The organism is Enterococcus diestrammenae (assembly GCF_049384045.1).
GTDB classification, from domain to species: Bacteria; Bacillota; Bacilli; order Lactobacillales; family Enterococcaceae; genus Enterococcus_C; species Enterococcus_C diestrammenae.
In genome coordinates, this window is sequence record NZ_JBMRGR010000009.1 from 23,547 (window position 1) to 45,760 (window position 22,214).

Sequence of the window (22,214 nt, forward strand, 5' to 3'; positions counted from 1 at the left end):
ACAAGGATGACGGGCAGTTCTACGCCAGGACTGCCTTTTTTAAGGCAATTTACTTAGGTGGTTGCTAGAAGAATATATTTTGAAAGAAGGTCTCCTCATGAACAATGCCATCAACGGCGTCCACGATCCCACGATTATTGAAGCAAATGGAACTTACTATATGGTTTCCACCGATACTCAGCAACCAAAAACCAGCGGCGTGCCGATTCGAAGCTCGAAGGATTTGATTCATTGGCGCTTTGAAAAGACTGCTCTGGAAGACGGTGTGCCGGCAGAAGCCGATGCTTGGACCGGAGCTACCAATGGTCTGGAAGGGTTGTGGGCACCAGAAATTATTAAATACAACAATGAGTACCGCATGTATTATTCCGCATCGACTTTTGGTAGCACGACTTCTTATATCGGGTTGGCGTCAGCACCTCATCCCCTAGGACCTTGGGAAGATCGCGGAGAAGTGGTGAAAACGGCCCCGCATTTGGCTAGCCACAATGCCATCGATGCCAATATTTGTACTGACCGGGACGGCGAGCAGTGGTTTACGTATGGTTCCTTTTTTGGCGGGATTCATATTTGTGCTGTCGACAAAGCAACTGGTAAGCTGAAGGATCCTAGCGATTATGGCAAATTAATTGCCATTCGTCCTCAGTCGGTAGAGGGGGCGATTGAAGGGCCTTTTATTTATTACAATGAAAAAACGGATGACTTCTATCTGTTTGTTTCCTTTGATTCCTTGAATGATACCTACAATATTCGGGTGGGGCGTTCCAAGGAGATTACCGGACCGTATCTGGATCGCAACGGACGGGAATTGACGGAGCTGACGGGAGATCCCAATGAAGTGGGGACCAAATTGCTAGGGAGCTATCAGTATCTGGATGAAGCGCCATTATACGGTCCAGGGCACAACTCGATTTTCCGGCGTTCCGATGGGGCGGAGTTCTGCGTCCATCATATTCGTCGTGTACCTCACACCGCCGACTTTTTCGTGGGGATTCGCCAACTTTATTGGACGAGCGATGGTTGGCCACTGGTGAGTGCTGATTTTTATAATGGCGATCAACCGAAAAAGGGGGTTACCACATCTGATCTAACCGGTGACTGGGAAATTGTCATGTTTAACAAAACCAGTGACTTGATACCAGCAGTGAAACAAGAGCTGACAGATGTCACGATTTCTCCGGAAGGTATTTATCGCTGCGCTTTGGGGGAATTCATTCCCTATTGGCAACCAACAACAGACGGCTTGCGCTTAGAGTTGTCGGGGCTGTCAGAAGCTGGTTTCGGTTTTATTGGACGGAAACTTTGAAAATCACCCATCCCTGAGCTAACGACTGAATACCGATAACACCCTCGATAGCGGTGACTGATGCCAATCATCAGCATCGCTATCGAGGGTTTTTAGGATATATGCCATATTCTTGCAGAGACCAATTCGTTTATCTCAACTTTTTTCTTTGATAAAATATCTTATAAGATAGAATGTTGTATTTAAAAAATGTATTTTGACAAAAAGTGAGAAGCTAGTAACTGGTAGCAGGACTATTTACAAATGATGAAGGAGAGAAAAAATGGAGACAGCACGTTTACGTTTACGTCGATTTACCCCAGAGGATGGGCCAGCAATCCATGGGTATTTGTCAGATGAGCGAGTAGTGGCCTATGAACCCTATCCGCCGCAAACATTGGCCGAATGTCAAAAGATTGCCCAGCAACGCTCCCAGTCCCAAACGATGTGGGCGGTATGTCTCAAGGATAGTGGACAGTTGATTGGAAATGTTTATTTGGCAGAGCAAGATTATCAAAATTGGGAAGTGGGCTACGTCTTCCACTTTGACTTTCAAAAGCAGGGATATGCCACGGAAGCTGTCCGAGAATTGATTGCGTGGGCTTTTGCTGAAGGGCATGCGCAACGAATTTTTGCTCAGTGCAATCCAAAAAATACGAATTCATGGCGTTTACTGGAGCGTTTGGGTTTTCAAAGAGAAGGACACTTGCGGAAAAATATCTATTTTGAGCGCAGTGAAGCCGGCACGCCTTTATGGCTGGATACCTTGGTCTATGGATTGTTGGAGGGGGAATTACAGGGTTGAAACCTTGGTTATCAGAAAAAATGTTGTACAGGGACTAAAATGAAAGCGCAAAAAGAACGGTATCCAACTCTGTAAGACGTAAAAACAAAGGAGATAGTAAACCCACAGGAACGATACCGTGAGTTTATATCTCCTTCGTGTTTCAGATGTCTGAGGGAGGATTAAGTTTTTTTAATTGACTCTTGCTGTACTTTTTCAAGCTTTTCTTATTTGTGAATTCGTTTTTTATCAAGTAGCGTTTGGATAGTAGATTTTTCCGTTTTATTAGGCTTTATTTTATTTACAGGACTTTCTAATTTATACTTTTCAATATTCTTGATAGTAGCATCAATTTCTTCGCCGTTTTCAAGGATTAGTTTATCATACATACCTTGTGAATCTACAGTAGTATCTTCAACGCTATAGACCCGCAGAACCAATCCATGCTCTTTGATTTCTGCCTCTTCTCTATGTTGTTGATAGTAACCCAATCCTGATATAAGAACTAATATTGCGACGGCTAGCGCGGTAATTATTCCCGTGTATTTTGGAAACAAGCTCATCAATTCCTTTCTTTTATTTTTTCTCCGAATACTCTTGGTTTCGTAGACGATTTGCTTTCTTCCGACTAACTCATCTAAAGAAATATGATAGAGATCACAGAGCCAGATGAGATTTTCAATATCGGGGAAGCTACGATCATTTTCCCATTTTGAGATTGTTTGTCTGGAGACATTTAAAATCTGCGCTAATTGTTCCTGAGTCATACCATTGGTCATTCGATAGTGTTGTAGAGATTTTCCTATTTCCATTTGCTGTCACCTCTCATAATGTAAGTATAAAAAAATTTATTCCAATAACCAAGAAACAAACGGTTGCGGTGAGGTCATAATGAGTAAAAACGATATGTAAAGGAAACGCGACATCGTAAAATGCGACTATATTTGTGCTACTTTCCCTTTACATTACTATTATTCTGTGTAGGTAGCGCTTACAAATATATTTTTTAATGAAAATAATCTTAAATCTATGCAAATTGAGGCTAATAGCTTAGTACTTACGTTTTCTGATGAAACAAAAATATCAATTGATGACTATAATCCTAATTATTTTGATAGTAGTCATTTTGAATTTAACGTACAGGAATCATATAGTTTGATTACACCTAGGGCAGGAGGCAATATTAATTTCCCGAATAAGGTTACTGTTAGTAAAACAACTTATGGAACTTCTAGCTACCCACCAGGATAAATAAACGTGACAGCAACTCGAAGAAAAGCTTACCAAGAAAGAATATACGAAGCTACCTATAGTGGGAAAATTTTACTTTCATCTTTTCAAGGAGGTACTGGTGGAGGTAAAACGTACGTATATTCTGTTTCAATTCCATATATCTCACATCGTCAGGTATAGAGATATTGTGACCAATAAAAAGGCCGCTTTTGATTGCGGCCTTTTTCCATTATTCATCTGAGTCAAACCTCTGCTTCAATCAAGCGCTTTGCAATCACGTAGTCCCCATCGTAAGGGGTGTCTTCGCCGTTGATTTTTTGCATCGGGTCTTCCCCTTTGCCGGCGATTAAGACGACATCGTTTGGTTGGGCTAGTTGGAAAGCAAGGGCGATTGCTTTGGCTCGATCCATTTCGTAGAGGATTTCTACTTGTGGATTGTTGATGGCCCTCGCGATTTCTTGGGCGATGGTCAAGGCATCTTCAAAGGCCGGGTCGTCCATGGTTAAGACGGCCACATCTGCTAGTTCCGAAAGTACTTGGCCGAAATCTTGGCGCCGACTGATGGCTTTGTTGCCTGGCGAGCCCAGGACGACGATTTGTCGACCTTCTGGATGTACTTTGCGGGTGTATTCTAAGAACAGTTTCAAGCTGATGTAGTTGTGGGCATAATCCACATAGACTGTGGCGCCGTTATGAAGGGTGAGTTGCAACATCCGACCAGGCACGGTGATGTTGGCCAGTCCCAGATAGGCGTCTTCAGTGGTAGCCCCTAGTAAAGCACTACTTAAAATAGCTGCACAGGCATTGTCTTGATTGAAATCGCCAGGGAGCTTGACGCGGTAGTTGCCGGTCATTTTTAGTGGATCGAGGCGACCTTCTAAATAAAACTCGTTGGGATTGGTTGCTGATGAGCTGACTAAGTAGTCGCCACTGTTGCGCCCATAAGTATATAGTGGAATGCCCCCTATGTGACAACTTTCGTCAACTAACTGATAGTAATCCATATCCGCATCGACAATCGCCACTCGGGAATTGTAAATCAGTTCGCGTTTACAATAGAAGTAATCGTCAAATGTTGGGTGTTCGATGGGACTGATATGGTCAGGAGAAATGTTTAAAAAGACGCCAACATCATATTTTAAGCCGTATACGCGGTCTAGTTTATAAGCTTGCGAGGAGACTTCCATCACTAAATGGGTCATGCCATGGCTTACTGCTTCTGCCATCATCTTGTAAAGGTCTAACGATTCCGGTGTCGTCAGATGGGATTTGAAAAAATGTTCACCATCTAACGTGGTTTGCATGGTGGATAGCATCGCGCACTTATTGCCGGTGGCCTGTTGTAAAATCCCGTGAGCAAAATAAGCGGCTGTCGTTTTACCCTTGGTACCGGTGAAAGCCAAGACTTTCAACTGATTTTGTGGATAATCATAGAAGGCCATACTCAAGAGGGCCATCGCTTTGCGGATATCAGTGACGATGATGCCGCAAGCCAAGGCGACTTCATAAGGCTGTTCTGCCACATAGGCCAATAATCCTTGTTCTTTGGCCTTGACTAAATAATCTTCCTTAAATGTCGCCCCTTTGGCAAAAAAGAGGGTATCGCTGTCGGCTTGGCGGGAATCGTAGGAAATCTTGCCAAAGGTCATGGTAGGCAATTGCTTTTTAGCCAAATGCCAACCATCCGGCAAGATGAATTCTTTTAGTAGATGGTGTTCTTGCAAAATATCATAAACGGTAGCCAGTGTCAGAGTCACGGGTAAACGCCTCATTTCGTCAAAATTCTCTGTTCATTATAGCACACGGAAGAAAGGGGTGAAATATTCAAGAATTGCTAGGCTTGCGAGAGCGGGTTAAGAAGTAGGAAGATAGGAAATAGCATTTCTCAGGATTGGCCTCGTTGGCAGCCGGTTTATCAGTGAGTATTTAGATAACTTTGGTGAATATCTGTCGGCAAGTTGTCTGGAATTTGAGCATTGACGGCGGCTTCGTTTCCCTGTTTGATGGCTTCGTCGTAGTACCAAGATTTGAATTTCAACATGTCCAAGACTCGTTCTAGTTTTTCGATTTCTGCTTCGACGATTTCTCGTTGATGATCAAAGAGTTCTTTGCGAGCAGGATAAGTTTCTTTGCCTAGCTTCGTCCAAGTCATGAAGAGTTTGATGTCTTTGATTTCCAGACCAGATTTTTTCAAGCAGTCGATAATCCGAAGTGCTTCAATTTCATTGTCGGAAAACTTGCGAATACCGGAGACCCGTTGTATATCAGGAAAGAGCCCTTCTTTATCGTAATAACGCAAGGTGGAAACCGGCAAATTGAACCGTTTCGCCACTTCACCGATTGAATACATAAAAATTCCTCCAACTTTTTTCATTTTTTTGCTTGACCTAAAGTCAGGTTTAGGTATTACGATTGTAAAGTGCTTTTGCTAAAAGGTCAATGGTAGCTGCTCGATTTGCTTTGATGAGCTTAAAACGGGTCCCGTACTTTAAAAAAATTTTTTAAAAGAAGGAGTCTTACATTTGCTAGAAATGATTCAATCACCAACAGATTTAAAACAATTAACCCCTGAAGAATTACAAACTGTCGTGGAGGAAGCGCGTCAAGCCTTGTTGACGAAAATCAGCCAACACGGCGGACACAACGGCCCAAATTTGGGCGTAGTGGAATTGACGGTGGCGCTGCATACCGTCTTTGATTCCCCCACAGATAAACTTATTTTCGATGTCTCACACCAGTCTTATGTTCACAAAATGTTGACGGGCCGGAGCCAAGCATTTACCGATGCCACCCACTTTGACGATGTATCTGGCTACACCAATCCCCAAGAAAGCGACCATGATCTGTTTACTGTTGGGCATACTTCCACCTCCCTTTCCTTGGCCAATGGTGTGGCGAAAGCGCGGGATTTGAAACAAGAAAATTACAATGTTGTGGCAGTCATCGGGGACGGTTCTCTTTCTGGCGGGTTGGCCTATGAAGGCTTGAACAATATCGTCGAACTGGGGACCAACACGATCGTCATCGTCAATGACAACGACCAGTCCATCGCGGAAAATCATGGTGGCCTGTATCGCAACTTGAAGACTTTGCGAGAAACTCATGGAGCAGCCAGCGATAATTTCTTTAAAGCACTGGGTTTTGAGTATCGTTATTTAGCAGAGGGCAACGATTTGCAGGCGGTGATGGGATTACTGAAAGAGGTAAAAGATAGCAATCAGCCAGTCTTGTTGCACATCCACACCATCAAGGGCAAAGGGTTCAAGTTTGCCGAAGCGAATCGCGAAAAATTCCATGCCGGTGGCCCCTTTAGCTTGGAAATCGGGGAATACTTGGGGCAAAGTACAGCTCAAGCGACCTACAGTAGTGTGACGACTGACTTTCTAATGAAGAAAATGCAAGAAGATCCTACTGTCGTCGCTCTCAATGCTGGGACGCCGATGATGTTGTTCTCACCAGAGCAGCGGGCTCAAGTTGGGGCTCAGTTTGTCGATGTGGGCATCGCAGAAGAACATGCAGCAACCATGTCGGCAGGTTTGGCTAAAAATGGCGCCAAACCAGTCTGGGCGGTAAATTCCACCTTCATGCAACGGAGCTACGACCAAATTAGTCATGATATTGCTTTGAACAATCTGCCAGCAACGATTTTGGTTTATCAAGCCTCGGTGAACGGTATGAACGACGAAAGCCATTTAGGGATCTTTGATATCCCATTTTTGAGTCATATTCCTAATCTGGTATACTTAGCGCCAACTTCCAAAGAGGAATATCTTGCTATGTTGGACTGGTCCATCGAACAAGACCAACAGCCAGTGGCTATTCGCGTGCCTGTTGGTCCGTTACAGGAAACAGGCGTGGCTGATGCGACCGACTATTCTCTCTTGAATAAAAACGCCGTGACCCAAACTGGTAGGGACGTAGCGATACTGGGAGTCGGGAATTTTTATCAGCTGGCCCAAGCAATCGCCACGGAATTGGCGGCAAAACATGGCATTCAAGCCACTGTCATCAATCCGAAATTTATCTCTGGGGTAGATAGAAAACTGTTGGATTCACTAACCGTTGATCACCAAGTTCTTGTCACGCTAGAAGATGGCATTTTAGACGGTGGTTATGGTCAAACGGTGGCCAGCTATTTAGGGAAAACGACTTTGAAAGTGTTGAATTATGGATTGGATAAGGCCTTCCACGACCGCTACGTTGCCGCTGACTTGCTGGCAGCCACTGGTATTACCGTAGAAAAGATTGTCAGCGAAATTTTGACAACAGTAGCAACAAAAGACTAGTATCATCAACAAGCAAACAGGAGAAGCCACCACGCCAGCTGAGGAGTTGGCGTGGTGGCTTTTTTAAGAAGGGCTGTCTTTTGTGACGCTAAAGGATTAGCGTAGAAAAAATTGCGCTTGCCATGCTAGCCAATGAAGGAAAGGAAAGCTATTGCTAAGTACCAATCCCCATTTGTGTTCAATCATTTTTGCTAAATAAATTAAATCTTCTCAAATTCTGTTGTTTGCTTGGCGGTTTATAGTAAAATGAGTTCATATGTTTAAATTTGTGAATCAGGAGAGACGATATGGCAGAAAATAAGTCACCGCAACAATCCCTATCCGCCCAAGAACGGATGGCCCGTGGTTCTAGCTGGCTCACGCTAGGCAATGTCGGTTCTCGGCTATTAGGTGCGATCTATGTGGTACCGTGGTTTTATTGGTTGGGCAGCGACCAATACCAAGCCAATGCCTTGTTCAATATGGGCTACAATTTTTATGCACTATTTTTGATGATTTCCACCGCAGGGATTCCGGCGGCATTCAGTAAGCAAACGGCGCATTACAATTCCCTCAATGAATACGCCACGAGTCGCCGCTTATTCAAAAATGCTTTGGCTGTGATGGCGGTTTTTGGAGCCATTTGTAGTGGCGTGATGTATCTCAGTGCCCCGTGGCTAGCTTCGATTTCAGGTGGGGGTTCGGACCTGATTCCGGTCATTCGCTCCTTAAGTGTGGCAGTCTTGATTATCCCTTGTATGAGTATTATTCGCGGCTATTTCCAAGGACAGCACGATATGATGCCATATGCGATTTCCCAGTTAGCTGAACAAGTAGCGCGGATTTTTTATATGTTATTGGCGACGTTCTTCATTATGAAAGTCGGTTCAGGAAAATATGTCGAAGCCGTGGTACAATCGACATTCGCTGCGTTTCTTGGAGCGATTGCTAGTATTTTAGTGTTGCTGTACTTTTTCCAAAAAAATCGGGTCCGGATGGATTATCTGGTGGAACACAGTGCCAATAAAGTCAAACTCGATACCAAAGAATTGATTTTGGAAACCATCCGAGAAGCGATTCCGTTTATTATTATCGGGACGGGGATTACCATTTTCAAATTGGTGGACCAAGTGACCTTTGTCCGGACGATGCAAGGCTTTACGACCTATTCGGAAAGTCAGCTGCAAAAATTGTTCTCGATTTTTAGTGCCAATCCGGATAAACTCACCATGGTAGTGATCGGGTTAGCGACTTCCATGGCCTCTACCGGGTTGCCTTTGATTACCGAAGCAACGACTTTGAACCGCCGAGACGATTTGGCGAAATTGATTTCTAACAACTTGCAGCTGTTTGCTTTTGTGATGCTACCGGCAACTTTTGGGATGATGGTGTTGGCTTATCCGTTAAACACCTTCTTCTATGCCCCAAGCCATCTGGGGACACAAGTGTTGTTAGTAGCTTGTATTGCCGGGCTGTTTTTGGGCTTGTATTCCATGACTTCCAGCATGTTACAGGGGATGTATGAAAATGGGTCAGCCATTGCCTATTTTGTGATTGGTCTCTTAGTAAAACTTCTGGTGCAATACCCACTGATTCGCGTGTTTGAAGTCTATGGACCATTGTTCTCTACGATGATTGGCTTTGCGGTGATCTGTGGCTTGAATCTCTGGAAATTACAAAAAGTTTCTCGCTTCAATGCTGTCTTGACTTTCCGGCGCGTCGTTCTAATCTTCTTGATGAGTCTTGGTATGACAGTACTAGCACTGGTGACGCGCCAGATTTTAGGAATCTTCTTGAATACCAATAGTAAAATGCAATCTTTAGTCATGATTTTGCTAGTGGCTGCCGTTGGTGGTGGGGTCTACGTCTTTATGGCGCTGAAGACACGCTTAGCAGACAAGCTATTAGGCAATATGGCAGATACGATTCGACGAAAATTACACTTGAAATAATGAATCCACAAAAAAGGTTATGGTGAAAAATCCATAACCTTTTTTGTAGACTAAGGCCTTATAAGTTTTCATCGATTTGAAATTCAATTTTACCAAGGGTTATTGAAAGTTTCATACTGTTTTCGATGGTACAGAAAGGGTGAAATTTAGCTTCGTAGGAATTGAAATAGCTGTCGCTGGACCGGGAAATGCCAAACGTAAACCGTGTTTGTCATTTCCCTTGGAGCTTCAAACTTAGAGTAAGTGTCGCAAGGCGCCACCAACTCTAAGTACTTTCATCTCACATCCTGTGAGCTACTGCTATTCCAATTCTACTACGCTAAATTTCACCTTTTTCACGGTACACATGCTACCCTACAAGAAAATAATTTGTTGGATCTACGAAGCAAAGGGAATAAATCAATTATCAACAAAACAGGGTGGACTTGCTGGAGGAGAATCTCTCGGGTTGTAGTGTTACGGATGTCTGAGGGCTAAAGGAATGTATCGCATACAGTTCACCTAAGCAGAAATCGCTAAGGTGAGCTAGCCAATTATTGGTTGTTATCCACCTGGTTTTTAGCGGATTTACAACCAGTTTGACTTCAGCAAGGGCAATGACAAACAGGAACTTTTTTTGGCATTGGCCAGTCCCACTACAACTCGAGGCATTCTCCAGAAGCAAGTTTGCCCTGTTTTTTTATGTTTTCTTAACAAGAAACTGAATCGTGAACTAGCGAATTTATTTTGCCATCTCCGTCAGGCGAAAAGCAATCATTTGACGAATCAAGTCTTCGGGTAGCGATTTGGTGTAAGGAAATTGGACAGCACCTTTTGAAGTTTTATAACCTGTAAGTTCGCTGGCAAATTGTTCGATTGGTCCGGGAGTGGGGTAAAAGCCTAGATGATTTTTTGCAGCGGCAAAATGGAGAATGTTTTTGCCGTGATAAAAGGTCGGCATGCCGTAACTGATGCGTTCTTCGGCGGTAGGAAGGAGTTCTTTGGCTAAGGCATAGATTGCTTTGAGATGCGGCTGAGCGCTTTCTGGTGCAGTAGCAATATAATCGGTAATGATGGTCATGAAAGTTCCTCCTTGGGAATACTTGTAGTGATTGTATTGTACCATGGGTAGCTGTGGCGGCTCGGATTTCAGATTTGTGAAAGCAAAATCAGCAAAAGAGTCAGTTTAAAAAGAAATTTCGGAATAATATAAAATACACCATGTAAAATATATATTGCATTGAGTAAGCTATATGATACAATGGCTTTGAAAGTAGGTGAGAGGTGCGGTGAAAAAAAACTTAAAACTAAAGGCAGCACGGGTGGAGCGGGATTTGACCCAAGCCGAGTTGGCAGAACTTATTGGAGTTACCCGTCAGACGATTGGTGCCATCGAAAAAGGGGATTACAATCCCACCATCAACCTCTGCCTTAAAATTTGCAAAGTGTTAGGGAAAACCTTAGATGAACTGTTTTGGGAGGATTGAAAATGAATACTGAAAGATTTGATGAAAGGCAGCTAGTTGCAAGACGTAAGGGGATTGCGATTGCTTTTTATGTGATGATCATCGGCTTGTTTCTTATCGCCACTATCGGATCTTTTCGGGGAAAAGAAGTATTTGTTAGTCAAATGGCGCTAAGCTATTTTATGATTTTACTGGGAATAACAGTGATGACTGGCTATTGGATTTTTAAAGATGCCTTTTTGGCAGTGAAAGAAACCAAACACATTGGTTTGTATAGCTTGTTTTATCTCATTTTAGGTCTTTTTATGTTGTTCACTACTACATCGGGGACTGGTAAGCTTATCCAACAGGGGCAAATTACCGAAAGTGTCGTAAATTTTGTCGCCTTATACTGGGTCTCGACGGGGATCTGCTTGGTGATTCGCAATTTTAGAACCCTCCCGTCAGCTGTGGCTAAGATTCCACGACGTTTTTATTGGCTGGTACTTGTGGAGGGGGCGATTGTTCTGATCAGCCTCTATCTAAACTGGGAAAAAGAGCCAGATATGAAAAATCTACTTCTGAACTTTCTTCTGCCGGCAATCCTGTTAACCTCAGGGGTAGCTTTGCCGCCAAAAGACCATCAAATCGCCAAGTGGATTTTTATCCTCTTGGGTAGTTTTTGGTTTGGCTATATCAGTTTGTATTACTTGATTGGCTTTCATAATCATTTATGGCAATAATCAAAAACAGCAAAACTCGCTGACTGACGAGTTTTGCTGTTTTTTATGCTAGTTGTTTTCGCAAATGACTTCAGCTATCGCGGATAGGAGCTAAGCATTGCCTTTAAAGTAATTGGTTTGGCTGGTTTTGCCATAAAAAATCGGTAACAACTCTCCTAGAGTCCCCGCTAGACGCTCAGGGGTCAGGTCTTTTTTGGGAAACCAAAAGACCTCCGCTTCACCGACACCAGCTACGGGTTCTTCTGTGGTGGTGGCATAAAATAAGCCAGCTAGTTCGCGACCGCCTTGTTGATCGTTGAGCCATTCAGCCACCCCCATCAAGCGAGGGGTGAGGGTTAGGCCACATTCTTCTGCGATTTCACGAATCATGGCGCGGGTGAGGGATTCGTTAGCTTCTACATGACCACCGGGAAACGTCCAGCCGGGCCAGTCAGGTTTTTGGCGGTCTTGGAGGAGGATTTCCCCTCGTTGGTTTTCAATCATACAGATGGTGGTGAGTTCGACAGCAAAGCTTCGGGACATTTGTTTTCCTCTTTTCTAATGGTTGTATCGCAGGCGGGGATTGAAAATCATAACAATCTTTTTTAATCAAGCCAGCACTAGGAACATGGTACAATAATTAAGACTATTATACCTTACCAAACACTTTGCGAGTAACTGCTGAAAATAGCGATGATAGATACCAGAAAACCTTGTCTAGGAAGGTGAGAGAATGTTTACCTTAGCCAAACAATTGATTACGGAAAAGGATCTTTTCCGTAAGATTACGATTTTAGAGAGCTTGCTCCATCATCCCCAAATGACGACCAAAGATCTTGCCTTACAATTGCAAGTCTCCCAGCGAACGATTTTTAATGATTTGCAGGGGGTACGGTTGGATTTGCCCCCTGACTGGCAACTGGTGGCTGATGGCAATCAGGGCCTGACATTAAATAGCCAGCAAGGCCAAGGAATTCAAGAAATTTGGGAGCTTTATCTACAACAGACGCTAGCTATGACTCTATTGAAAGGTCTCTTGATGCAGAAACGATTGGGACTGACGAGTTTTTTGATGGAAAACGGGGTATCGGTGGCGTATCTAAAACGCCAAGTAAAGAAGATGAATCATGTTTTAGCTGCTTTTCAATTGCAAATTCGGCTAAATTCGGACAGTATTTGGTGGCAAGGGGAAGAATCCAATATTCGGATTTTTTATCATCGACTGTTGGTCCCTTTTACCCACCACCATTTTTTCTTTGCCGATTATGTGGTGCATGAAAGCAATTATCAAAATTTCTTAAAAAAATTGCAACGACAGCAGCTTGGCGTAGCGACCGAAGAAATTTTCGGTACGTGTTGGTTTTTTCTAAATACGATCCGGATCAAAGCAGGCTGCCCCATCGAAGGATTTGCCTTTGATGAAGACCCCTTGTATCAGACCTATTTGGAATACTTGCAGGAAGTTTATGGAAAAGAAGGTATTTCCTTACAACAAGAAGAAGCCTTTTTTGCCTATTTCTGCTTTTTGGAAAGTTGGAGTTATTTGCTGTCGCCAGTGGTTTCCCAGCGTCTCCGGGACAATTATCCCCATCTTTTTACAGCGGCCACTGCTTTTTTACAACAATTAGGCGTGGAGGAGCAGTTGGTGACAGACCCGGCTTTGTTGGAGGATCTGGTGTTGTTTCAAGTGAAGTATTATGAATCAAAGCAATTGTCCGACAAGTTTTTGAGGGAATACGCCGAAGTCTTGGCTTTGTGTCAAGAACGCTTTTCGACCCTCTTTGATCAAATCGCCCAAACCTTGGAAGCTGGGGGCCTCGCTGGGGTAGCCAATGTGTCACAACACGCGGTAAGCAATCTGGTTTTGTTGGTGCAAACGGCGCAGGCAACCCACAATACTACGCCTTTACCCTGTTATTTTGTCTATCAGGGCGAACCAGCATGGAAACAATTTTTACTGACGGAACTCCAGGACTTAGCGGGACGCCGGGTAGCGATTTCGGTAGTGGATAGCCAACAGTTAGCAAAGCAACCCTTTACGCCAGAAACAATCGTGCTAACCAATTACCCCTTGGATTTTCAATGTCCTGCCCGAGTAGTTTATCTCTCCACAATTCCCACCACAAACGAACTAGCAGAGTTTAAAAAGCTGCTGCAACACCGCTATCTTTAAGCTTGCCATAAGGACCCTAGAAGCCAGCAGTTGATTGCTGTTTCCCAGGGTCCTTTGATTTGTTTATCAGCTTATGAAAAGAGGGTGCTTATGCCGTTTGTTGGTTGCGACGAGCGAGGATTCCTTTGACAATTTTTTTCTCCAGTTCGACTAAAAGGAAGATTACTCCCGAAGCTAAGAAGAGGGTCAGTTGTTGTCCCAAAGTAAGGGAGGTGGTCCCAATGAGGTTTTGCATGAAAGGGACCACTAGCAATGAAGCTTGTAAGATAGCCAAAGCTCCAAAGGAAATCCAAATGGCCTTATTTTCAAGTAAGCTTTTATTCAGGGGCAGATCTGTTAGTTCGCGGCAATTAATCATATAGAAAGCCTGACTCAAGACGATACTTTGTAAGAGCATGGTCTGTGCCACTACCGGGTTTGTGGCTTGTGCACTTAGTAGGTAGGCGGGAACGGTGATTAATAAAGCGACATAAAGAATTCGGAAGAGGCTGTGTAGCGAGAGAATTTTTTCTTCGGGATTTCTAGGTGGTCGAGCCATGGTTTCAGGATGCGCCTTTTCAAAACTCAATGCGTAAGACAAGGTGATGGTGGTCACCATATTGACCCAGAGGATTTGCACGGGACTAAGGGGCAATGGACGATCGGTTAAGAGGGCAAAGATGACGAGAATTCCTTGCGCTAGAGAAGTCGGCAAGAAGAAATTGATGGTCTTTTTTAGGTTGTCGAAAATACGTCGTCCTTCTTTGACGGCATTGGCAATCGTGGCAAAGTTGTCATCTGCTAACACCATATCAGCGGCTTCTTTAGTGACTTCACTGCCTTTGATACCCATGGCAATCCCGATATCGGCTTTCTTTAAGGCTGGAGCATCATTGACCCCGTCCCCGGTCATCCCAACGATTTCACCTTGCTGTTGCAGTGCTGTGACGATACGCAACTTGTGTTCAGGTGTCGTTCGAGCGAAAATATCAGTTTGGCTGACCACTTGCCGCAATTCTTCTTCTGATAAGCCTTCAATCTCAGGGCCTTCCATGACACTATCCGTATGTTTCAAGCCGATTTGTTTTCCGATGGCCCGAGCGGTTTCGCGATGGTCACCGGTAATCATTTTGACAGCAATCCCGGCCTGATGACAATTTTTGATGGCGGCAATGGCTGACTCTTTGGGCGGGTCAATGATGCCCACTAAGCCGACCATTTCTAGTTCGGTGACGTCTTCGTGACGGATGGTTGGTTGGCTCACCCTAGTGGTAGCAAATGCCAAGACCCGTTGCCCTTTTTGAGCTTGCTGGCTAATGGCTTGTTGCCATAAAGTTTGCGTTGCTGGACTCAAGTTTGCTTTGGCAAGGAGAACTTCTGGAGCTCCTTTGACAAACAAGGTAAGTTGTCCTGCGACTTCATGCAGGGTTGCCATGTATTTATGCTTGGAATCAAAAGGAATTTGGGCTAATTTTGGCAAAAGGGGTTCCGCAGCAGCCTCGACATAACGCAAGATAGCCATTTCAGTGGGATTCCCTTTTAAATTGGCCGCTTTTTGGTCCGTTGTGGTGCGTAAATCTTGGCAGTTAGTCATGAGGGTTTGCAGCTGCGCTTGTTTTTCCGGTAGCGCTGTTGTCTCAGTATCTGGAAAAACCACATCGGTGACAGACATCTCATTTTTGGTCAGCGTTCCTGTTTTATCGGAGCAAATGACGGTCATGGCACCCAATGTTTCCACTGCGGGCATACTTTTGACAATCGCTTTTTGCTGGGAAAGTTCTTTGACCCCCATGGATAAAATCATGGTGAGCACAGCTGGCAGACCTTCTGGTACCACAGCGACAATCAGGGCAATCACCGCTGAGAGTAAAAGGTTGGCCTCTAAGCCGTAGCGTAGAGAAGTAAAGATGATGAGAAAGACGATAAAGAGCATCAGGCCTTTAAAAATTTGCTGATTGAGTTGGTTCATTTTGCGGATCAGTGGCGTTGTTTGGGGCTTGACTGATTGCAAGGCTTGATTGATTTTACCAATTTCTGTTTGATCACCGGTGGCAATCACGATCCCGATACCGCGCCCTTCTTGGACTTGGGTTCCAGAATAACCGATGTTGCGTCGGTCACCTAATCCGGCTTTTTCATTTACGATGGCCGTTGTTTTTTTGATGGGTAAGGATTCGCCGGTTAAGACGGCTTCTTCAATGACCAAATCAGCTGCTTCGACAAAGCGGACATCGGCAGGTAAGACATCGCCACTTTTTAGTAGTAGGACATCGCCAGTCACGATTTCTTCTGAGGCGACCTCTTTGCGATGACCATCAATAAAGACGGTGGCGGTAGGGGATAGTAGCTGCTTGAGGCTATTAAGAGAGGCTTCTGCTTTGCGTTCTTGCAGATATCCGATGATGCCATTGATGATTACGACAGCGAGGATAATGCCCATCTCCACGTAATCTCCGGTGATTCCTTTTAAAATGGCTGCCACTAGCAAGACCACCATGAGGAGGTCTAGAAAGTGTTTCCCGATTTTTTTCCAAAGAGGAACCGGTTTTTTCTCAGCTAATTGATTGTAGCCTTGTTTTTCCAAGCGGGCTTTTCGTTGGGAAGAAGTAAGACCATTGGCTGTCGTTTGCAACGTTGTATAGGTTTCATTGATGGATTTATGATGGTAAGTCATAGTAAGTTCCTCCTTGTTATTTTTGTAAGTTTCCCCTTGAGAATACTTGACCAAGGGAAATAACTTATCTGAAAACAGTATAGCCAGTCTGTCGCCTAGATAGGGGGTTACTTTTTCATAGGCCTATGCAAAAATAGCAAGATGGTTAAAACAGGGGACAAGAAGAACATGGTATAATGCAAACGAAATAAGAACTGGGTGAAAGCAAGGAGGACGTAGCATGCGCTTAGATAAATTTTTAGCCGATATGGGCATTGGTAGTCGTAAAGAGGTCAAGGGTTACATCAAAAAAGGACTAGTCACCGTCAATGGGCAGGTTGTAAAATCTGACAAGCTGCAAGTGGCAGAAGACCAAGATCAGGTGGTCTTTGACGGGGAACCGGTAATCTATCAGAAATATTTCTACTATATGATGAACAAACCTGGTGGGGTTATTTCAGCGACGGTGGACAACTACGAGGAGACAGTAGTGGATTTGCTAGCGGATACTGATTTTCGCGAGGATTTATTTCCTGTCGGTCGTTTGGATAAAGATACCGAGGGCTTTATGCTCTTGAGCAATGACGGAGCGTTGGCGCATCGTTTATTGTCGCCTAAAAAACATGTGGAAAAAGAATATTTTGCTAAAGTGGCTGGGGTGATGACTGAGGAAGATGTAGCAGCTTTTGCTAAGGGACTGACCATCGATGGCGGCGAAGAGACGTTGCCGGCAGAGCTGACGATTGTGGCGACGGATGAAAAAGCGCAGACGAGTGAAATTCGTCTAATCCTTCATGAAGGCAAGTTTCATCAAGTGAAACGGATGGTGCAAGCAGTGGGGAAAGAAGTGACTTATCTGAAGCGATTGCGCATCGGAGGGTTGGTTTTGGATTCAGGATTAGAATTAGGAGACTACCGTCCGTTGACAGAGGCGGAAGTTGGGCTGTTGGAGGAAGGAAAAAAAGCCACATCCAACTAACAGCTTCGAATAAAAGACAAAATCGACTCATGAGAAAAGGGAGCGTGTGTCGGTTTTGTCTTTTTTTTGAGAGGTGAATGCTGGGGTAGTCTTTTTCGGTAATCAGCCTGCCTTTTTTGAAAAATAACTGTAAAACTTGTTGCTTTTTTTTCGATTAACTGGGAAAACTGACTTTCAACTGTAAGCCTAGTGTTACCCATTTCATCGTTTGTCGTGCTAAATTATGCCTACAAAAGAAAACGAAATGAGGCTTACGATTGAAATTAAAGAAAACTATTATTACGACTTTGCTACTATGGACTAGCTTGTTTGCGTCTCCAGCATTTGCTTCCGAAACAACTGATACTATCAAGAATACTCAAGACAAAATTGCCGATATCCAAAAGCAGATTCAAGAAAATAAAAAACATAATACTCAACTAGCTGCTTACATAAAAGAACAGCATTCAAAGGTTGAACAAGAGCAAGAAGAGGTCCAAAGCGCAGCTATCGATTTAGCAAAAACGGCAGCGGAAACGAAGACGATGACCGTTAAACGAAACGCTGCAGATCACATGTTACAAATGACTAATATCAATTCCTCTTCTTATGTCTTTACTAAAGAAAAGGTTGAGCGGCTAGCAGAGGAGCTTGAAAAGCAAGAAACCAAACAAGCCAAAGAACAGTCAGTTGTTGACAAAGCAGAAGCGAAAGCAAAGCAAGCGCAGACTGCGTACCGAGATTTGGTAGCACAGCAGAAAACAGTGATCGCTGAGCAAAAAACTGCAGAACAGAAACTGACCTCTGAAAAAGCCCAATTGAAAAAGCTTGAAACAAAGAAACAAGAGGAAAAAGTCGTGCAAGCTAAAGCTGCTAAGGCGCAAGCCGCCAAAGAAAAAGCCGCTAAGGAAAAAGCTGCCAAAGATGCAGCCGCGGCAGTCGCTAAGCAAAGTCATGGTGTAGATCATTCCAACTCCGGCAATGCCTACGAATGGGGTCAGTGCACTTGGTATGTGAAGACAGTTGCTCCTTGGGTGGGGACTTATTGGGGGAATGGTTGCCAATGGGGCGCTTCTGCTGCAGCGGATGGCTACCGAGTAGATAGCACACCCGAAGTAGGCGCAGTGGCAGTCTTTGCGGCAGGACAAAATGGCGCCAACGCTCAATACGGGCATGTTGGTTATGTGGAAGCTGTCAATGGGGATGGCACCTTTACTTTTTCTCAAGGAGGGCTCGGGTTTGCCAATCCAGCGGGACCAAACTACCAAACCTTGAGTGCTGCCGGGATGCAGTTTATTCATAGGAACTAGAATTGACTAACTAAAAAGGGCTCCTCAACAACTGTTACAGACAATCGTTGAGGAGCCCTTATTTATGATTATTTCGTCAAGGAAAATGGATAATCCTCATCGCGGTATTCCCGTGGTGCTGGGACTAACCCTAGATGGAAGGCAATTTCCCCACCAGCCAGCAGGTCTTCATGAGTGAAGAACATGGCGGTGTGCTTATGGTCATTGCGTGACACTTCATGGATGAAGAGTTGTTGCGGCTGGTTATGACCACAATCAATAGCTAACGTATTGCCGTTAGACAGGTGAAGTGTGGCGCTTTCCACCAGGGGCATCCCGATGACGTATTCGCCGGAACCAGACGTGACAGGATAAAAACCAAGGCTGTTAAAGATATACCAAGCAGCAGTGGTGCCGTTGTCTTCGTCGCCAGGGTAGCCATTGAAGCTAGTGGAGAAGCATTCTTGCAAGGTTTGCTTGATTAAAGGTTGGGTCATTTCTGGCTTGCCGATATAGCTAGACAAGTAAGGATAGTGGAAACTAGGCTGGTTGGAAATCGCGAATTGACCAAACTCGATGGCGGCCATTTCACTGATTTCATGGATTTCCATCCCGTAGCCGGCAGTGTCAAAAATAGGCTCCATATTGAAAAGTTCGGCTAGTTTGGCTTCAAATTGCACCTTACCACCGTGAGCGTTGACTAAGCCCCGGAAATCTTGGAAGACGGAGAAGCTGGATTGCCAAGCGCTGCCTTCTGCGTAGTCTAAGCCCCAACGGATTGGAGAGAAATCTGGGCGGAAAGCACCATTTTTGTCTTTCGCGCGCATAAAGCCAGTTTCCGGATCGAAAATATTGCGATAGTTCAAGGATTGCTTCCGGTAATAAGCGGCGGTTTCTTCGTCGCCGACTACTTCAGCTACTTTGCTGATGCAATAGTCGCTATAAGCATAGTCCAATGTATGGTTGACGGATTCGTGGTGATCCAGTGGTACATAGCCGTACTTCAGATAATCAGTCGTACCGCGGCGACCGTAGTTGGGATTGTCACTTTGAATGGTGGCTGATTTTTTCATAGCTTCTAAAAAGCGAGGCATCAAGTCCAAACGAATCCCTTTGGCAGCAGCATCAGCAATCACACCATCAATCAAGGTTCCTGGCATCAAGCCGCGTTCGTCTGGCGATAACCATTTTGGCAAGAAGCCGGCATCTTCATAGCTATTTAAGAAACCTTCCAGCATTTCGCCAAATTTGTCTTGGGCAATCAGGCTGTACAAGGGATAAACCGTACGGAAAGTATCCCAAAAACCATTGTTAGTGTACAAAACGCCGGGTTTGCTGCTGCGGCTGACCGTATCATAGTGCACAATTTCGCCAGCAGCATTTGTTTCATAGAAGGTTTGTGGGAATAAGAAACAACGGTAGAGATTATGATAAAAGGTTTCTCGGTGGGCAGGGTTGTGAGTAGTGACATTAATGCGTCCGAGATAGTTTTGCCATTGTTGGCGACTGGCAGTTAAGAGCTCTGCTGGCGTGCCAACAACGTCGTTAGCTAAGTTAGCTTGGGCTGTGGCCTGGTCGATAAAAGAAGTACCCAGCTTAGTGATGACTTTCTTGACAGTGCCAAAATCAAAGCGAATCAAGCCATCTTCCCCGGTCAAAGTAGCTGGTGCATTCGTGATTGGCGCATCAAAACTTAGCGTGAAGTACATTTTAAAATCGGGATCTTCACAGCCAGAGAAGTTGATGATCCAGCCTTCTGCATGGGTTTCGTCGGTGATCGTCAGTTCATAACGTCCAGGCAATTGTAGCAGCAGACCGTTGTCTTGCTGACGGTAGTTGACCTCTAACGCTGCCCCATACATGGTGGGAATCAACCGCGAAGTTGCTTGGTAGCGTAGTTGAGTGATGACCAACTGCGTAGGTTCGAAAGTGGCCTCCTCAGGGCGATAGGAACTTTGAGCAGCACCAAGAGTCATCTCAGAAAGGGTCCCACTGACTGGCGTCAGCAAAAGACGACTGTAATCTCCCATCCAAGGACTGGGTTGGTGGGTCAAACGGTAGCCTTGGAAAGTGCGGTCTTCTGGATGAAACCACCAGCTACCTTTTTGATCAGTTGTTTGAGGTGCGAAGTAGTTCATGCCAAAAGGAACCCCAGTATAAGGCAAGCAGTTGCCATGGGAAAAGCTGTATTGATTGGCAGTTCCAAAACGGGTGTCGATCATTTGTGTGTGCATGTTTGAATCTCCTCTTGTCTAGGTTTAGCCTTGACTTTTTTGGGAGTCAAAGCGGTTTTATTAGCTGCCGGTTTTACCGGTCAGGACGGGATAGGAAGCTAGTGGACTGCCGTTTGACTAATCGGACGGGGATGGCAGCATCCACTGGTAGTGTGTTGGACTGGAGCTGTCGTAGCAAGGCCCGGCCGGCTGTGGCTCCTAGTTCTTTGAAATTTTGGGCGATGGTGGTCAGCGGGGGATCCACTAAAGCCGCGGCTTGGATATCATCAAAACCGATAACGGAATAGTCTTCTGGGACGTTTTTACCCAACTGCCGCAGTTGACGCATGGCAGCGATGGCCACCAGGTCGTTTTCACAAATCAAAGCAGTGACTGCTGGGTTGGCGGCCAAGTAGTCAGATAAGCTATGAATCGTGGCGGTTTGATCATTCATTGCTGTGTGGAAGGTTAAGTTCGCGGCCTTTAAGGTTTGCAGGTAGCCAAAATACCGCTGCCGCACTGATTGGGGATGGACCCGTTCGCCAAAGATATAAGCAATCTGTTGATGCCCGTCATCGATTAAGGCTTGGGTAGCTTGACGGCCGCCATCGACGTTATCCGAAAGAACGGTGGGATACGGCAAATCATATAGTTTTTTATCTAATAAAATCACTGGGTACTGGCTTAAAGAAAGTTCCAGTAACAAGTCGAGGTATTGGTCCATATCATCCACGTAATAAATTAAACCATCAAATTCTGCCATAATTTCATCAGCGGTTTTATTGGCCAAAAAATCCATATCAACGGTCATGACTTCGTATTGGCTTTCCGCCACTACTGGGTTTAAGCCTTCGTGAAAATTGCCCACAGAAAAGTCCGTAACAAAAGGTAAGATGAAGAGCAGTCGGCGGGTGGCCGTCGGGGAAGCTTTTTTGGAAACGAGACTTTTGACAAAACTTCCCTTGCCGCGAATACGATAAATCAGACCTTCTTGCTCCAATTCCGTCAAGGCCCGCTTGGAGGTGATGCGAGAAACTTGGTATTTTTCCGATAATTCCTTTTCAGTAGGCAACTTCGCCCCAGTATCTAAAAGGCCACCTAGGATCTGTTCTCGTAGCTCCGTCATGATTTTCATATATAAAGGTTGGGTCATGAAAAGGCTCCTTTCATTAAATGATATATCATGAAAGTATCATAGCATAGTTTATGTCGAAAAAAACATTAGAATTTCATTTGAAAGCGTGGACAAATTGGCGGAACCTGTTATAATCACCTTGTATTGAT

At 44.6% G+C, this 22,214-nt stretch carries 17 protein-coding genes; 9 read left to right on the plus strand and 8 right to left on the minus strand.

The window, feature by feature from the left end; all coding sequences use genetic code 11:
• Positions 1–97 precede the first annotated feature (97 nt).
• Both ACO03U_RS07680 and ACO03U_RS07685 read left to right on the plus strand, forming a co-directional pair.
• Entirely contained in the window at positions 98–1,306 is a 1,209-nt protein-coding gene (locus ACO03U_RS07680; RefSeq protein ID WP_204686471.1) for an arabinan endo-1,5-alpha-L-arabinosidase, read from the plus strand.
• A 262-nt stretch (positions 1,307–1,568) separates the two neighbouring features.
• Positions 1,569–2,090 (plus strand): GNAT family N-acetyltransferase, encoded by a 522-nt coding sequence (locus ACO03U_RS07685; RefSeq protein ID WP_161870534.1) that lies wholly within the window; start codon positions 1,569–1,571, stop codon positions 2,088–2,090.
• Positions 2,091–2,296: 206 nt separating this feature from the next.
• On the opposite strand, the gene ACO03U_RS07690 is transcribed toward ACO03U_RS07685, so the two are convergent.
• The 3 genes from ACO03U_RS07690 to ACO03U_RS07700 all read right to left on the minus strand — a co-directional run bounded on the left by ACO03U_RS07690 (position 2,297) and on the right by ACO03U_RS07700 (position 5,652).
• On the minus strand, positions 2,297–2,881 hold the full coding sequence (locus ACO03U_RS07690) for a helix-turn-helix domain-containing protein (protein ID WP_204686469.1): 585 nt from the start codon (positions 2,879–2,881) through the stop codon (positions 2,297–2,299).
• Between the two features lie 663 nt (positions 2,882–3,544).
• A complete protein-coding gene (locus ACO03U_RS07695) occupies positions 3,545–5,059 on the minus strand; it encodes a UDP-N-acetylmuramoyl-L-alanyl-D-glutamate--L-lysine ligase (RefSeq protein WP_204686467.1) in 1,515 nt (504 codons plus the stop codon).
• 158 nt (positions 5,060–5,217) lie between these two features.
• Complete coding sequence (locus tag ACO03U_RS07700; protein ID WP_161870537.1) at positions 5,218–5,652, minus strand: MerR family transcriptional regulator; 435 nt, start codon at positions 5,650–5,652, stop codon at positions 5,218–5,220.
• 172 nt (positions 5,653–5,824) lie between these two features.
• Here ACO03U_RS07700 and ACO03U_RS07705 point away from each other — a divergent pair, with 172 nt between their 5' ends.
• A complete protein-coding gene (locus ACO03U_RS07705) occupies positions 5,825–7,588 on the plus strand; it encodes a 1-deoxy-D-xylulose-5-phosphate synthase (RefSeq protein ID WP_423104538.1) in 1,764 nt (587 codons plus the stop codon).
• 287 nt (positions 7,589–7,875) lie between these two features.
• The gene (locus ACO03U_RS07710; protein ID WP_204686465.1) at positions 7,876–9,519 is read left to right on the plus strand and encodes a putative polysaccharide biosynthesis protein; all 1,644 of its coding nucleotides are present in this window, start codon (positions 7,876–7,878) and stop codon (positions 9,517–9,519) included.
• Between the two features lie 721 nt (positions 9,520–10,240).
• On the opposite strand, the gene ACO03U_RS07715 is transcribed toward ACO03U_RS07710, so the two are convergent.
• The gene (locus tag ACO03U_RS07715; RefSeq protein WP_204686463.1) at positions 10,241–10,579 is read right to left on the minus strand and encodes an iron chaperone; all 339 of its coding nucleotides are present in this window, start codon (positions 10,577–10,579) and stop codon (positions 10,241–10,243) included.
• Between the two features lie 208 nt (positions 10,580–10,787).
• Between ACO03U_RS07715 and ACO03U_RS07720 the strand changes: the two genes are divergently transcribed.
• Positions 10,788–10,985 carry a helix-turn-helix transcriptional regulator gene (locus ACO03U_RS07720; protein WP_161870540.1) on the plus strand — a complete coding sequence of 66 codons (198 nt, stop codon included), beginning with the start codon at positions 10,788–10,790 and terminating at the stop codon, positions 10,983–10,985.
• A 2-nt stretch (positions 10,986–10,987) separates the two neighbouring features.
• Positions 10,988–11,686 carry a hypothetical protein gene (locus ACO03U_RS07725; RefSeq protein ID WP_204686461.1) on the plus strand — a complete coding sequence of 233 codons (699 nt, stop codon included), beginning with the start codon at positions 10,988–10,990 and terminating at the stop codon, positions 11,684–11,686.
• Positions 11,687–11,776: 90 nt separating this feature from the next.
• Here the strand turns inward: ACO03U_RS07725 and ACO03U_RS07730 are convergent, their stop codons facing one another.
• The gene (locus ACO03U_RS07730; RefSeq protein WP_204686459.1) at positions 11,777–12,208 is read right to left on the minus strand and encodes an 8-oxo-dGTP diphosphatase; all 432 of its coding nucleotides are present in this window, start codon (positions 12,206–12,208) and stop codon (positions 11,777–11,779) included.
• 190 nt (positions 12,209–12,398) lie between these two features.
• Here ACO03U_RS07730 and mafR point away from each other — a divergent pair, with 190 nt between their 5' ends.
• A complete protein-coding gene (gene mafR / locus ACO03U_RS07735) occupies positions 12,399–13,838 on the plus strand; it encodes a global transcriptional activator MafR (protein ID WP_204686457.1) in 1,440 nt (479 codons plus the stop codon).
• A gap of 88 nt (positions 13,839–13,926) precedes the next feature.
• On the opposite strand, the gene ACO03U_RS07740 is transcribed toward mafR, so the two are convergent.
• Complete coding sequence (locus tag ACO03U_RS07740; RefSeq protein ID WP_204686455.1) at positions 13,927–16,491, minus strand: HAD-IC family P-type ATPase; 2,565 nt, start codon at positions 16,489–16,491, stop codon at positions 13,927–13,929.
• Positions 16,492–16,711: 220 nt separating this feature from the next.
• On the opposite strand from ACO03U_RS07740, the gene ACO03U_RS07745 reads away from it, so the two are divergent.
• Positions 16,712–17,449: a pseudouridine synthase gene (locus ACO03U_RS07745; protein WP_161870545.1), complete on the plus strand. Its 738-nt coding sequence runs from the start codon at positions 16,712–16,714 to the stop codon at positions 17,447–17,449.
• 257 nt (positions 17,450–17,706) lie between these two features.
• A complete protein-coding gene (locus ACO03U_RS07750) occupies positions 17,707–18,738 on the plus strand; it encodes a CHAP domain-containing protein (protein WP_423104542.1) in 1,032 nt (343 codons plus the stop codon).
• Between the two features lie 68 nt (positions 18,739–18,806).
• On the opposite strand, the gene ACO03U_RS07755 is transcribed toward ACO03U_RS07750, so the two are convergent.
• Both ACO03U_RS07755 and ACO03U_RS07760 read right to left on the minus strand, forming a co-directional pair.
• Positions 18,807–20,951, minus strand: coding sequence for a GH92 family glycosyl hydrolase (locus ACO03U_RS07755; protein WP_204686453.1), 2,145 nt, complete (start codon positions 20,949–20,951; stop codon positions 18,807–18,809).
• 73 nt (positions 20,952–21,024) lie between these two features.
• Positions 21,025–22,083 carry a GntR family transcriptional regulator gene (locus tag ACO03U_RS07760; RefSeq protein ID WP_161870547.1) on the minus strand — a complete coding sequence of 353 codons (1,059 nt, stop codon included), beginning with the start codon at positions 22,081–22,083 and terminating at the stop codon, positions 21,025–21,027.
• Between the last annotated feature and the right edge of the window lie 131 nt (positions 22,084–22,214).

What these genes read in the sequence shown, in the direction of transcription:
- ACO03U_RS07690 (WP_204686469.1), bottom strand. Translation starts at nt 2,881, where the DNA reads ATGGAAATAGGAAAATCTCTACAACACTATCGAATGACCAATGGTATG.
- ACO03U_RS07700 (WP_161870537.1), bottom strand. Translation starts at nt 5,652, where the DNA reads ATGTATTCAATCGGTGAAGTGGCGAAACGGTTCAATTTGCCGGTTTCC.
- ACO03U_RS07680 (WP_204686471.1), top strand. Translation starts at nt 98, where the DNA reads ATGAACAATGCCATCAACGGCGTCCACGATCCCACGATTATTGAAGCA.
- ACO03U_RS07740 (WP_204686455.1), bottom strand. Translation starts at nt 16,491, where the DNA reads ATGACTTACCATCATAAATCCATCAATGAAACCTATACAACGTTGCAA.
- ACO03U_RS07685 (WP_161870534.1), top strand. Translation starts at nt 1,569, where the DNA reads ATGGAGACAGCACGTTTACGTTTACGTCGATTTACCCCAGAGGATGGG.
- mafR (WP_204686457.1), top strand. Translation starts at nt 12,399, where the DNA reads ATGTTTACCTTAGCCAAACAATTGATTACGGAAAAGGATCTTTTCCGT.
- ACO03U_RS07760 (WP_161870547.1), bottom strand. Translation starts at nt 22,083, where the DNA reads ATGACCCAACCTTTATATATGAAAATCATGACGGAGCTACGAGAACAG.
- ACO03U_RS07745 (WP_161870545.1), top strand. Translation starts at nt 16,712, where the DNA reads ATGCGCTTAGATAAATTTTTAGCCGATATGGGCATTGGTAGTCGTAAA.
- ACO03U_RS07710 (WP_204686465.1), top strand. Translation starts at nt 7,876, where the DNA reads ATGGCAGAAAATAAGTCACCGCAACAATCCCTATCCGCCCAAGAACGG.
- ACO03U_RS07755 (WP_204686453.1), bottom strand. Translation starts at nt 20,951, where the DNA reads ATGCACACACAAATGATCGACACCCGTTTTGGAACTGCCAATCAATAC.
- ACO03U_RS07730 (WP_204686459.1), bottom strand. Translation starts at nt 12,208, where the DNA reads ATGTCCCGAAGCTTTGCTGTCGAACTCACCACCATCTGTATGATTGAA.
- ACO03U_RS07715 (WP_204686463.1), bottom strand. Translation starts at nt 10,579, where the DNA reads ATGACCATCATTACCGATTATATTGCTACTGCACCAGAAAGCGCTCAG.
- ACO03U_RS07725 (WP_204686461.1), top strand. Translation starts at nt 10,988, where the DNA reads ATGAATACTGAAAGATTTGATGAAAGGCAGCTAGTTGCAAGACGTAAG.